At 73.6% G+C, this 13,119-nt stretch carries 9 protein-coding genes and 1 pseudogene; 8 read left to right on the forward strand and 2 right to left on the reverse strand.

Annotation, left to right across the window (positions count from 1 at the left end):
- Nucleotides 1–7: 7 nt before the first annotated feature.
- The 4 genes and pseudogenes from P8S73_RS01070 (at nt 8) to P8S73_RS01085 (ending at nt 2,804) form a co-directional block, all read left to right on the forward strand.
- Complete coding sequence (locus P8S73_RS01070; protein WP_059281769.1) at nt 8–391, forward strand: VOC family protein; 384 nt, start codon at nt 8–10, stop codon at nt 389–391.
- Nucleotides 391–1,746 carry a sugar MFS transporter gene (locus P8S73_RS01075; RefSeq protein WP_082698397.1) on the forward strand — a complete coding sequence of 452 codons (1,356 nt, stop codon included), beginning with the start codon at nt 391–393 and terminating at the stop codon, nt 1,744–1,746. Before P8S73_RS01070 ends, P8S73_RS01075 begins: the two co-directional genes overlap by 1 nt.
- Nucleotides 1,747–1,951: 205 nt before the next feature.
- A pseudogene (locus P8S73_RS01080) lies at nt 1,952–2,290 on the forward strand (hypothetical protein); the annotation flags it as partial.
- Between the two features lie 136 nt (nt 2,291–2,426).
- Nucleotides 2,427–2,804, forward strand: coding sequence for a glycoside hydrolase family 3 N-terminal domain-containing protein (locus tag P8S73_RS01085; RefSeq protein ID WP_161936988.1), 378 nt, complete (start codon nt 2,427–2,429; stop codon nt 2,802–2,804).
- Nucleotides 2,805–2,995: 191 nt separating this feature from the next.
- Here the strand turns inward: P8S73_RS01085 and P8S73_RS01090 are convergent, their stop codons facing one another.
- Both P8S73_RS01090 and P8S73_RS01095 read right to left on the reverse strand, forming a co-directional pair.
- The gene (locus P8S73_RS01090) at nt 2,996–4,099 is read right to left on the reverse strand and encodes a glycosyltransferase family 1 protein (protein ID WP_059281767.1); all 1,104 of its coding nucleotides are present in this window, start codon (nt 4,097–4,099) and stop codon (nt 2,996–2,998) included.
- On the reverse strand, nt 4,096–5,151 hold the full coding sequence (locus P8S73_RS01095) for an alpha/beta fold hydrolase (protein ID WP_059281766.1): 1,056 nt from the start codon (nt 5,149–5,151) through the stop codon (nt 4,096–4,098). Before P8S73_RS01095 ends, P8S73_RS01090 begins: the two co-directional genes overlap by 4 nt.
- A 182-nt stretch (nt 5,152–5,333) precedes the next feature.
- Between P8S73_RS01095 and leuS the strand changes: the two genes are divergently transcribed.
- The 4 genes from leuS to P8S73_RS01115 all read left to right on the forward strand — a co-directional run bounded on the left by leuS (nt 5,334) and on the right by P8S73_RS01115 (nt 13,079).
- Nucleotides 5,334–7,844 carry a leucine--tRNA ligase gene (gene leuS, locus P8S73_RS01100; protein ID WP_059281772.1) on the forward strand — a complete coding sequence of 837 codons (2,511 nt, stop codon included), beginning with the start codon at nt 5,334–5,336 and terminating at the stop codon, nt 7,842–7,844.
- Nucleotides 7,845–8,149: 305 nt separating this feature from the next.
- The gene (locus P8S73_RS01105; protein WP_191550720.1) at nt 8,150–9,046 is read left to right on the forward strand and encodes a DegV family protein; all 897 of its coding nucleotides are present in this window, start codon (nt 8,150–8,152) and stop codon (nt 9,044–9,046) included.
- A gap of 77 nt (nt 9,047–9,123) precedes the next feature.
- Nucleotides 9,124–10,296, forward strand: a complete 1,173-nt coding sequence (locus P8S73_RS01110; protein ID WP_059281546.1) for a ComEA family DNA-binding protein — start codon at nt 9,124–9,126, stop codon at nt 10,294–10,296.
- Between the two features lie 419 nt (nt 10,297–10,715).
- The gene (locus P8S73_RS01115; RefSeq protein ID WP_059281547.1) at nt 10,716–13,079 is read left to right on the forward strand and encodes a ComEC/Rec2 family competence protein; all 2,364 of its coding nucleotides are present in this window, start codon (nt 10,716–10,718) and stop codon (nt 13,077–13,079) included.
- Nucleotides 13,080–13,119: the final 40 nt, after the last annotated feature.

Below are 13,119 nucleotides of genomic sequence, written 5' to 3' on the forward strand. Positions count from 1 at the left end.
ATCTCCCATGGCCGTGCTGGACCACGCCGCGCTGCACGTCGAGGACCTCGACGCCGTGTGCGCGTTCTACACCACCCACCTCGGCGCCACCCAGGGCGCCGGCTACCACAACCCGCGCACCGGGCTGCGCACGTACTTCCTGTCCTTCGAGGACGGTGGGCGCCTGGAGGTCATGACGCGCCCGGACCACGACCGGCCGCGGGACGAGTTCGCGCTGGGATACCACCACGTGGCGTTCCACCTGGGGTCGCGGGCCGCCGTGGACGCGTGCGTGCAGCGGCTGCGCGATGCCGGGACCGAACCGGTGGACGGTCCCCGCGTGACCGGCGACGGGTACTACGAGGCCGTCGTGCTGGACCCGGAGGGTCACCGCGTGGAGGTGGTGGGCTGATGGCACGCTCGGCACGATCTCAGGCCGGCGCCGCGAGCGCCGCCCGCACCGCCACGCTCGTGGTGCTCGGCGCCAACGGGTTCGCGTTCGCGTCGTGGATGTCCCGGCTCCCGGACATCCGCGCGCACTTCGCCCTGAGCCCGGGGGAGCTGAGCCTGCTGCTGCTCGCGATCGCCACGGGCTCGCTGATCGGGCTGCCCCTGGCGGGGCGGGTGCTCGAGCGCACGGGCACCACCCGCGGCACCCGGATCGCGGCGACCGTGGCCGCCGCCGGCCTGGTGGGCGCGTCGGTCATGATCGCCACCGCGCCGGACGTGCGGTGGGTGCTGCCGCTGCTCACGGTCTTCGGGCTGGGCAACGGCATGTGGGACGTGGCCCAGAACCTGGAGGGCGCCACGGTCGAGCAGCGGGTGGGCCGGGCCATCATGCCGTGGTTCCACGCCGCGTTCAGCGGTGGCACGGTGCTCGGTGCGCTCACGGGTGCCGCGGCGATCGCGGCGGGCGTTCCCGCGGGGGCGCACATCGGCGTCGTCGTGCTGCTGGCCGCCGCGGCCGCGTGGTTCGCGAGCGCGCGCTTCCTGACCGCCCCCACGACGACGCCGCGGCGCGAGTCCCACGCGTCCCGCACCTCCGGGACGGGCGGGGCGTGGCTCGAACCGCGCACCCTGGCGATCGGGGTGATGGTGATAGCCGCGGCGTTCACCGAGGGCACGGCCAACGACTGGCTGGCCGTGGCGTTCGTGGACGGTCACGGGGTGAGCTCCGGGACGGGGGTGATCGCGGTGAGCGTGTTCCTCAGCGCCATGACCGTGGCCCGGATCCTGGGCACGTCCGCGCTGGACCGCTTCGGGCGGGTCCCGATCCTGCTGGTGCTCTTCGGCACGGCGTTCGCGGGCAGCCTCATGGTGGTCTTCGGCAGCCTGCCCGTGGCGTTCGTGGGGGCCGCAGTGTGGGGGATCGGGGCGAGCCTCGGCTTCCCCGTGGGAATGTCCGCGGCCTCGGACGACCCGGCCCGCGCGGCGGCCCGGCTGTCCGTGGTCTCCACGATGGGCTATACCGCGTTCCTGGGCGGCCCGCCGCTGCTCGGGCTGCTGGGCGACCACGTGGGCCCGCTGCACGCGCTGCTCGCCGTGGGCGTGGCCGCGGTGATCGCCATGGCCTCGGTGCCCGCCGCGCGCCCGCGTGACCGTGCGGCCGCACCGGAGGAGGCTCCGGGCCAGGACCCTGAGCGGTCCCGCGGCACGGACCCCGGTCTCGACCGGGACGCCGGCGCAGGGTTTCACGGCGACCGGTCCGACGCCGCCCGCCCCGGGGACACTCAGCCGGACCGCGCGCCGTGCGACGCGTCCGTCTGAGCCCCCGTCCCTGTCCACCGCACGTGCTTCCTGGGAGGATCTGAGCATGAGCCCTCTGACCGACACCGCCCTGCGCGACGCGCACGCCGTCCTGTTCCCGGCGATCACCGACCTGCGCCCCACCGCGTGGCTCGACGCCGCCCTGGCGGCCGGTACGCGCGCCGTCGTGCTCGGCGAGGACCGCCAGGAGTACGTGGCCCGCCGGATGACCCCCGAGCGGGAGCGGGCCGAGAGCGTGGCGGACGTTACGCGGTTCACCGCCCACGCCCGCGCCACGGCCGGCGCCGAGCTGGTGGTGGCCGTGGATCACGAGCCCTGGGGCACCCGGCGGCTGCAGCACCTCGCTCCGCAGCTGCCCCCGGTGACCGGGGACACCGACCCCGCGCAGCTGCGGGACAGTGCCCGGGACTTTGCGCGGGCCGCCCGCGGCATGGGTGTCACCGCGGTGCTGTCCCCGGTGCTGGACCGGCTCACCGGGCAGAACCCGTGGCTCAGTGGCCGCACGTTCGACGCGGACCCCGAGCGGATCGGGGAGCTGGCCGCCGCCTTCGTGCGCGGTGTCCAGGACAGCGGCGTGCTGGCGGTTCCCAAACACGTTCCGGGGATTCCCGGCCGTCACCGCCGATCCCGCGGAGGCACCCTCCGAGGTCCCCGTCGGGCAGTGGTCCCCGGAGCAGCTCGTGCCCTTCCGTGCCGTCCTCGCGGCCGGAGCCGCCGCCGCCATGCTCGGCCCCGCCCCGGTGGCGCAGCTGGACCCCCAGCCCGCGTCCACGTCACGGGCCGTGGTGCAGCTGCTGCGGGAGGACCTCGGATTCACCGGTCTCGTGGTCTCCGACGACCTCGACGCCCCCGCCACCACCATGGGCCGCAGCGTCCCGGACACGGCGCTCGCCGCGGTCGACGCCGGGGTGGACCTGCTCCTGCTGGGCGGCGGTGACGGCGTGGCCGAGGTGGCGCACGCACTGCACGCGCGAGCGGATGCGGACCCACGGTTCGCACGACGGCTGCACGACGCCGCCCAGCGGGTCCGCGCGACCGCAGACCGCACGCGCCCCTGACCCAGCACCCCGACACGCGAGGGAGGCCGTGGCAGTGACGGTCCGTCGCAGGGCGGTGTGAGGTGCTCGCAGGGGTCCGTGACCCGCGACCGGGCGGGTGACGGTCTACCGGTGCGCTCGCCGCAGATCGACACGGCCGTGATGTCCACGTCCCGTCGCGGTCGTCACGGCCGGGGTCCCGGTGGGGTGTCTCAGCCTCGCTGGTGCAGCTCGCGGGCGAGGCCCAGCAGGTCCCGCGCGGAGTCCGCCCACGTGTGCGCGCGGATACGTTCCAGCCCCGCGAGGACGCGCTGCCGGGCGAGATGCGGGTCCGTGAGCTCGCGCACCCGGGCGGCGAAGGCGGCGTCGTCGTCCACCGGGGCGTAGCCGGCGGCGTCCCCGGCGACCTCGTGGAAGATCGGCAGCTCGGAGCACACCACGGGCGCGCCCTGCGCGAAGGCCTCCACGAGCGGCAGGCCGTAGCCCTCCGCGCGGGACGCGGTGACCAGCGCGGCGCACGAGGACAGCAGCTCGCGGTACTCGTCCTCGTCCACGCCGCCGTGGAAGACCACCCGGGCCCCGGCCGGCACCTGGGCCTGGAGCTCGGCGCGGCGCGCGGGGGAGATGCGCGAGAGCAGGTGCAGGGTGTGTTCCGGGAGGTGGGCCATGGCCCGCAACAGGGTCTCCACGTTCTTGTACGGCAGGAACGAACCCATGTACACCAGGTCCGTGCCGCGGCGCGGAAGCCGGGCGAGCGCCTCGTCTGCAGGGATCCCCGCCGACGGCGCCGCGTTGGCGATCACGCGCACGTCGCGCTTCGTGAGGCGGCGGGCCAAGATCTGCTCCCGGGAGGTCTGCGAGACCGTGGCCACGGCGTCCGCGCGGTTGAGCGTGATCCGCTGGGGCCACCAGGCCTTGTGGTAGGCCCGCCAGCCCCACTGCACCGGCAGCGGCAGGTCGCCCGGGGGCTGGGGGTGCTCGTAGTAGATGAGGTCGTGCAGCGTGAGGATCAGCCGGTACCGGCGCCCCAGCGAGCCCATGGTCTGCATGGGGGAGAAGACCACGTCCGGGTCGAAGCGGTTGACCGCGAGCGCCGTGAGAACCTCCGCGGGCGAGGTGACCGAGGGGCCCGTGATCGTGGCGACGTCCTCGGGCACGAACGCCCGCTGAGCGGGGTCTCTGACCAGCGCGCACAGCCGCACTCGCGGATCCTGCCGCACCTCGCGGGCGGTCGCGGCGAGCAGCTGCGCGCTGTAGCGGCTGATGCCGTCGTGGTGGTCGGTGCGGATGTAGCGGGCGTCGAAGAGCAGCTTCACCGCTCGGACTCCCCGGACAGGCCACGTGCCCGGGTCTCCCGACGGAATTGCGCGGCGCTCGCCGCGGGGTCCACGGCGGGGAGCATCCCGGTGAGCTGGTCCGGGGTGGACACGGTGGTGTCCGCGTGGGGCAGCTGGTCGTAGCCCTCCAGCGGTTCGGGGGCGGGGGACTCCAGGAAGTCCTCGATCATCCGCGCGGCGGTCTGCGGCGCCTCGTAGTGGATCAGGTGCCCCACTCCGGGGATGATCTGCAGGCTGTGGCTGCGGATCCAGGACGCCATGGTGCGCTGGGAGTCCACGGAGCCGAGGTCGTCCAGCTCGCCCACGATCAGCAGGGTGGGCATGGTGAGCTTCATGGCCACCTCGGCCACGGTGCGGGAGATCGAGGCGTCGTAGGCCTGGGTGAGGACGTCCCGGTTGGCGAACGTGTTGAAGTACGCCTGGTGCTGGCGCAGGGCGTAGTGCTTGATCTCGGGGTCCTCGGACTTGATCATCACGTCCGTCATGAGTTTCACCACGGCGTTCGAGGACAGCAGCCGGGTGCCCAGCCGGCGGGGCATGGTGGAACCCGCGCCGTAGTACAGCCGGGTGAGCTTGGTCAGGGACTTCTGCGACCCGCTCAGCGCGGGCTGGGAGATCGGGTTGATGAGCACCAGGCGCTCCACCATCGAGGGGTGCTCGGCGGCGAAGTGCGCCGCCAGGATGGAGCCGAAGGAGTGCCCCGCGAGCACCACGCCCGTGCCGGAGTCCGGGGTCACGGCGCCGTCCGTGAGGGCGGTGATGAAGTCCCGGGTGAACCGCACGTACTCGTCCACCGAGTGCTCGCGTTCCGGGAACGGTTCGGAGCGGCCGAAGCCGGGCAGGTCCGGGACCACCACGTGGTACTTGTCCCGCAGGGCGGTGGCGATCAGCTGCAGCCCGTGGTGGTCACCGCGGAAGCCGTGGAGCATCACCAGCAGGGGCTTGCGCTGCTTGTCCGCGTCGTAGAACCAGTACCGCACGCGGTACCCGTCCAGTACCACGCTGCGGCGTTCTGCGTAGGGGTTGTCCACCGGGCCTCCATCCGTGCGTCATCGGGCGCCCCCATGGTAGCCGGGCCCCCTGCACGCGGGCGGTGACGGCCGCTGGTCTAAACTGGGAGGGATCCCCACACATCCACGCGGGGGACCGCGCTGCCGCCCCGGAACCCCGGCCCCGGCACCCGCCCGGCCCCGTGAACCTGAAGGCGAGGCACGTGAGCGAGCACAGCACCCCGGAGGCGGGCACCGAGTACGACGTCCAGCGCATCGAGGCCACCTGGTCCGGCTACTGGGATGAGAACCGCGTCTACGCGCCCGCCGATGACGGCTCCGCCGAACGGCGCTACGTGCTCGACATGTTCCCCTACCCCTCCGGCGACCTCCACATGGGCCACGCGGAGGCGTTCGCCATGGGTGACGTGGTGGCCCGCTACTGGTGGCACCGCGGCTACGACGTGATGCACCCCGTGGGCTGGGACTCATTCGGGCTGCCCGCGGAGAACGCCGCGATCAAGCGCGACGCCCACCCTGCGGAGTGGACCTACCGCAACATCGACACCCAGCGCGAGTCCTTCAAGCGCTACGCGATCAGCGCGGACTGGGACCGGGAGATCCACACCTCCGACCCCGAGTACTACCGCTGGACCCAGTGGCTGTTCCTGCAGTTCTACTCCCACGGGCTGGCCTACCGGAAGGACTCCCCGGTCAACTGGTGCCCCAAGGACCAGACCGTGCTGGCCAACGAGCAGGTGGTCAACGGGGCCTGCGAGCGCTGCCACACCCCCGTGACCAAGAAGTCCCTGAACCAGTGGTACTTCAAGATCACCGACTACGCCCAGCGCCTGCTGGACGACATGAGCGAGCTGGAGGGCCACTGGCCCGAGCGCGTGCTGGCCATGCAGCGCAACTGGATCGGGCGCTCCGAGGGCGCGCACGTGAGCTTCGTGATCGAGGGCGCCCCCGCGGAGGGCGCCGCCGCCTCGGACACCTCCGGGCGCACCGTCACCGTGTTCACCACCCGCCCGGACACCCTCTACGGCGCCACGTTCTGCGTGGTGGCCGCGGACGCACAGATCGCCCAGGACGTCGTGGCCCCCGAGCAGGCCGCGGCGCTCGCCGAGTACCGCGAGCAGGTCAAGGCGCTGTCGGACATCGAGCGGCAGTCCTCGGACCGGGAGAAGACCGGTGTCTTCCTGGGCCGCTGGGCGGTGAACCCCCTGACGGGCGAGAAGCTGCCGGTGTGGGCCTCGGACTACGTGCTCGCGGACTACGGCACGGGCGTGATCATGGCGGTGCCAGCCCACGACCAGCGTGACCTGGACTTCGCCCGCGCGTTCGACCTGCCGATCCGTACCGTGCTGGACACCGGCGCCGAGGACCCCGCCGAGACGGGCGTGCCCGCCCTGGGCGAGGGCACCATGGTCAACTCCGGGCCCCTGGACGGGCTCACCCAGCCCGAGGCGCTGGCCAAGGCCATCGAGATCGTCACCGAGGCAGGCACCGGCGAGCGCTTCGTGAACTTCCGGCTGCGGGACTGGCTGCTGTCCCGGCAGCGCTTCTGGGGTGCGCCCATCCCGATCATCCACTGTGCCTCGTGCGGCGAGGTGCCGGTGCCCGAGGACCAGCTGCCCGTGCGGCTGCCCGACAACCTGCGCGGTGAGCAGCTCGCGCCCAAGGGTCAGAGCCCGCTCGCGGCGGCGTCGGACTGGGTGAACATCAGCTGCCCCGCGTGCGGTGGGCCCGCGAAGCGTGACACGGACACCATGGACACGTTCGTGGACTCGTCCTGGTACTACCTGCGCTACACGTCCCCGCAGGACGACGCCGCGCCGTTCGACCGCGCCGCGGTGGACCGCTGGCTGCCGGTGGACCAGTACGTGGGCGGCGTGGAGCACGCCATCCTGCACCTGCTGTACTCGCGGTTCTTCACCAAGGCGCTCTACGACTTCGGGCTGGTGGGCTTCACCGAGCCGTTCAAGGCGCTGCTCAACCAGGGCCAGGTGCTCAACGGTGGCAAGGCGATGTCCAAGTCCCTGGGCAACGGCGTGGACCTGGGCGAGCAGCTGGACGCCTTCGGCGTGGACGCCGTGCGCCTGACCATGGTGTTCGCGTCCCCGCCCGAGGACGACGTGGACTGGGCGGACGTCTCCCCGCAGGGTTCCCAGAAGTTCCTGGCCCGCGCGTGGCGCCTGGCCCAGGACTGCACGGCGGACCCGGCGGCGTCGTTCGCGGACGGGGACAAGGCGCTGCGCAGCGCCACGCACCGCACGGTCGCGGACGCCGAGCAGCTGCTGGACTCCGGGAAGTTCAACGTGGTCATCGCCCGCACCATGGAGCTGGTGAACACGGTGCGCAAGGCCATCGACACCGGCTGCGGGCCCGCGGATCCGGCGGTGCGCGAGGCGGTGGAGGCCGTCGCGATCCTGCTGAGCCTCGTGGCGCCGTACACCGCCGAGGACATGTGGCACCTGATCGGCCACGAGGACACCGTGGTGCGCGCCCCGTGGCCCACCGTGGACCCCGCGCTGCTGGTGCAGGACACCGTGACCGCCGTGGTCCAGATCAAGGGCAAGGTCCGCGACCGCCTGGAGGTCCCCGCGGACATCACCGAGGCGGACCTGGAGGCAGCGGCCATGGCCTCGGAGACCGTCCAGCGGCTGCTGGCGGACGCCACGGTGCGCAAGGTGATCGTGCGCGCACCCAAGCTCGTGAACATCGTGGTCTGATGACCGCCCACGGTTCCCGGAGCCCGTCCCCCGACTCGCACGAGCCGGAGGGCGGGCTCCGCCCGTTCCCGGGACTGCGCACGGACGGCAGCGCGCACGCGGGGGACGCACCCGCCCCGCCCGCCGCTTCGGACGCCCCGGACGACGACGCCGCGCCGCACCGCGCTGACGGGGGTCACGGTGCTGCCGCCGGTCCTCGGGAGGACCGCGCGGGACGCGGGGCGGACGCTGCGGCCCGGGGCGGGAGCCCCGCTCACCCGGCCAACCGGAGGGGCCCGCGCGGGGGCGGGCGTCGCAGGGTCGCGGTGGTCACCGACAGTGCCGCCGCCCCGCCGCCGGGCTGGCTCGAGGACTGGGGGGCCACCGGCGGGTTCGCGCTCGTGGACATGCCCGTGCTGATCGGCGGGCAGCTGCACACGGAGGACGAGGCGGACCGGTTCTCGTCCCTGGTGGTCGCGCTGGCCGAGGGCCGCCCGGTCACCACGTCCCGCCCTTCCCCGGGCCGGCTGCGTGCGGCCTACCGGGGTTTCGAGGAGGCGGGCTTCGAGGCCGTCGTGTCCGTGCACCTCTCGGGCGAGCTCTCCGGCACGGTGGGGGCCGCCCGGATCGCGCGGCAGGACATCGGGATCCCGGTGCGCATCGTGGACACCCGCAGCGCCGGTCTGGCCCAGGGACTGGGCGTGCGCGCGGCACTGGAGGCGGCGGCGTCGGGAGCCGGGATCGACGACGTCGCCCGCGCGGCCACCGAGGCGGCCGAACGGGCGCAGGTGCTGATCCGGGTGCGCTCCCTGGACACCCTGCGCCGTGGCGGGCGGGTGAATCCGACCACGGCCATGGTGGGCACGATGCTGCAGATCAAGCCGCTGCTGGGCCTGGCCGAGGGGAAGATCGTGACCGTGGAGCGTCCGGTGTCCCTGCCGCGGGCGAAGCAGCGGTTCATGGCACTTGCGGGGGAGGCCCTGGAGCACTCGGAGGCGGAGCACCCGGTGCTCTGCGTGCACCACGTGGCGGATCCGCACGGGGCGCGGGAGATCGGGGAGGTGCTCGTGGACCGCCACCGCCCGGACGCCGAGCTGGTGGTCAGCGAGCTGCCCCCGGTGCTGAGCGCACACGTGGGGCTGGGGACGAAGGCGGCGATCGTGGAGGGGCCCACCTCCAGCCCGGTCGCGCACGGTGTGAGGGCTCCCCAGCCGGGCGCCTGACCCCCACATCGTGCACCGAGTCCACAATGACGCGGTGACGCCACTGGCCGGGTAGCGGGGCGCGGTGGAGTGGGGGCATGAGTGGCATCGACTTCAGAGGGCGGCGCAGGTTCCGGGACAGCGAGGCCACGGAGCGGTTGACCGCGCTGCTGCGCGAGAACGGTGCGGGCGGGACGTCTCAGGCGGTGCCCGGCCACCAGGATGACGAGGACGCCTCGGGTGGATCGGTCTCGCGGGAAACCAGCATGTCGTCGAGCGTGTTGGCGAGTCACGCGGCGCACGCCTCCACCGGGACTGCGGCCAGCCACTCCAGCCCCGGGTCGCCAACCGCCCCGGAGACCGAATCCGCGGGCGACTCCGGAGACTGGTCCGACATAGGGGGATCCCGGCACCGCGAGGACGTGATCGTGCGCCGCCGGTTGAGCCGCCCCGCACTGGTGCTGCTGTGCGTGGTGCTGCTCGTGGCGCTCGGTGTGGGGTGCGCGAGTCTGCTCACGGGTGGGTCGCGGGAGGACGCGGTGGTGGCCACCGCGTCCTCGGGGGCTGAAGCCTCAGATGATGGACCGGGAGACGCCGGGTCCGTGTCCGGCGGGCCGTCCCGGACGCCCGGCGGACCGGGCACCGGTGCGGACCGTGGCACCGGTACCGCGGGATCCTCGCCCGGCACGGACGGTGGTGTGGTGACCGTCCACGTGGTGGGAGAGGTCAAAGACCCCTCGGTGATCACATTGTCTCCCGGAGCCCGTGTCATGGACGCGGTGCAGGCGGCCGGAGGGTTCACGCCCGGGGCCGTGAAGGACCGGATCAACCTGGCGGAGCCCGTGGTGGACGGCGCCCAGATCGTGATTCCCAACCGGTCCAACGTGGACGAGGTGCTCGCCGCCGGTGGCGCTCCGGGTGCTGGGGTACGGTCTGCCGGGCCCGCTCCCGGTGGATCCGCCGCGGGCGGGACCTCTCCGGGCGGGTCCGCGGGGGCCGGAGCGCCCGGGCAAGGTGGGTCGGCCACGGAACGGACATCCGGTACAGGGGATCAGCGCGCACCGGGCGCCGGTTCTGGGGCCCTGGTGAACCTCAACACCGCCAGCCAGGCCGAGCTCGAGGAGCTGCCCAAGGTGGGACCCGTGCTCGCGCAGCGCATCGTGGAGTTCCGCACCCAGCACGGAGCGTTCACGTCCCCCGAGCAGCTGGACGACGTCAGCGGAGTGGGCCCCGCCATGCTGGAGTCGCTGCTGCCGTTGGTCACGGTGTGAGCGTGACGTGGGACCTGCGGCTGCTGCCCGTGGCGCTCGCGGTGTGGGCCTCGGCCGCCGCAACCCTGGCCGCCGGGTGGACCGGGGGTGCGGCGTGCGCGCTGATCGCCGCGGTGCTGGTCCCGGTGGTGGACCGGGTGCCACAGTGGGCTCGGATGACGCGGGGGTGGGCACAGGGCGTGCGCCGGGTCGGTACCCCCGGGATCCTCGGCCGCGCGATCCGCGGCGGGACTGCACCGAGCCGTGCTCGTCGGCCCCACCGCAGCGATCGGTCCCATTTCAATGCTCAGCGCCCTCTCAGCGCTCAGCCCCCTCACACCGCGCGGTCCCCGCGTTCTGTTCTGTCCCGGGGGAGTGGTGGGGCGTCACGACGCGCTTACCCCGCCCCGAACGTACGTCCCACGCCTCCAGGTCCTGCGATGACGGCGCTCGTGCTCCTCGCGGGGGCGGCGGCAGTCGCGAGCGCGCTCGCCGCCACGGCACCGGCCCGGGCGTTTCTGGACGCTCACCCGCAGGGCTCGGTCGTGCGGGTGGAGGCGAGCGTGTCCGGGACACCGTCCCCCTACACGTCCCGCTCGCTGCACGGGGAGCAGGAGGCCTCCCACGGGGTCGCGGTCACCCTGGACGTGGCCACGGCGGACGGCGCTGCCACAGCCACCGGGATCACCGTGTTCGCAACCCACCCCGGCTGGGAGGCACTGGACGACGGGCAGCGCGTGAGCGCCGTCGTGACCGTGGCGAGCACCGCAACCCCCGCCCGGCTGCTCGCCCGGGCCACGTCCCCGCCCGTGACGGACGCACAGGCCGGACCCGAGCCCGGGCCGGTGGAGGCCGTCCGCGCGGACCTCACCCGCATCGCCGGGGGCTTCGGCGCCGTGAGTGCGGGCCTGGTGCCCGGCATGACGGTGGGGGACACCTCCCAGCTGCCGGACGCACTCGCCCAGAGCATGAAGGACACCGGGCTCACCCACCTCACCGCGGTGTCCGGGTCCAACTGCGCGCTGGTGATGACCCTCAGCGGGTTCACCGCACTGTCCCTCGGGGCGGGCCGGCGCACGTGCGTGGGGGTGGGGCTCGTGGCGCTCGCGGGCTTCGTGGTGCTCGTGGGCCCGGACCCGTCCGTGCTGCGCGCCGGGGTCATGGGGGCCCTGGGTGGGCTCGCCATGCTCAGTGGACGCGCCGGGGTGAGCCTCAACGCCCTGTGCGCGGCGGTGACCGGGCTGGTGCTCGCGCGCCCGGACCTGGCCACGGACATGGGCTTCGTGCTCTCCGTGCTGGCCACCGCGGGCATCGTGGTCAGCGCCCGACCCGTCACCCGTGTGCTCAGCACCCGCCTGCCCACAGTGCTCGCCGTGTGCATCGCGGTGCCGCTCGTCGCCCAGCTGTGGTGTGGCCCCGCGCTGCTGCTGCTCAACCCCGACCTGCCGCTGTACTCCCTGCCCGCCAACGTGGCCGCCTCGCCCCTGGTCCCCGTGGTCACCGTGGCCGGGCTGCTCGCGGTGTGCGTCCTGCTGACCGGGCACCTGCTGAACCCCGTGCTGTCCTGGGCGCTGCCGGGTGCGGCGGACCCCGCCTCGTTCGCGGGGTGGGACCGTGCCGCGAGCCTGCCCGTGGGCATCGCCTCTTACCCGGCGCGCACCCTCGGGTGGATCGCCGACACTTTCGCCTCCCTGCCCGGCGCACACGTCCCCTGGCCGCCCGGTGTGCCGGGGTTCCTGTTGCTCACCGCACTGACTGTCCTCGCGCTCGCCGCCCTGCACACGGTGGACGCGCGCATGCGTCGGCCGCGGCCAACCGCCGGCACCGCGGATCCCACACCCGCCGAACGCCCGGTGCCCGACGCCATCTGGCGCGCTCGCGCACACCGCCTCCGGGCACGACGCCGCCTGCTCGCCGTCACCGCCTCCCTCGCCCTCGTCATGCTCCTGGTCACCGCGGTGCTGTGGTGGTTCCGCCCGCCCCCGCCGTGGGAATCCGTGGTGTGCGACGTGGGGCAGGGGGACGCCGTGCTGCACCGCACGGGTGAGCACAGTGCCGTGCTTGTGGACGGCGGCCCCGACCCCCGGGCACTGACCCAGTGCCTCCGGGACGCCGACGTCACCCACCTGGACGCGGTCATCGCCACCCACGACCACGCGGACCACGTCGCCGGGCTGGACGGGCTCGCCGAGACCGTGGACGTGGACCGCGTCTGGTACTCCGCCGCCGGGGACACCCCACCGGACGAGCTCACCCAGTGGGCGGACATCGCCACGCGCCCCTCACCGGGTGAGCAGCTGCACGTGGGCCCGCTCACCGTGGAGGTCCTGGCACCCGCCCCGCCGACACTCGCCGAGACCGCGGCCCCCGGCGCCACCGGCGGCGCCAGACCACCACGCTCCACGCACCGGAAAGTCACTTCCGAGGACGAGAACAACGCCTCCCTCGTCCTGCTCCTCACCGTCCAGGGCCCCGACGGCCCCACCACCTGGCTGTCCGCAGGAGACCTCGAAACCGACGGGTACCGACGCGAGCTGCCCGCCTTCCCCGATGGCCGCATACCCCGCGTGGACGTCCTCAAGGTCTCCCACCACGGCGCCCGCAACGGCGGCACCGACATCATCCACGACACCCACCCGGCGCTCGCGGTGATCTCCGTGGGGGAGGACAACAGCTACGGCCACCCGCACCCCCAGACGCTCGCCGCGCTGCAGGAGGTGGGCGCGGCAGTGGCCCGCACGGACCAGAACGGCGCCCTGTGGGTGCACCGCGAAGGAGAGCGCATGGTCGTGTCCCGACGCTGAGCGGGGCAGCACCAGCAGAAATATCGCGGGGGGAAGATCT

The sequence above is a fragment of the Kocuria sp. ChxB genome (genome assembly GCF_044359605.1).
Taxonomy (GTDB): Bacteria; Actinomycetota; Actinomycetes; order Actinomycetales; family Micrococcaceae; genus Kocuria; species Kocuria rhizophila.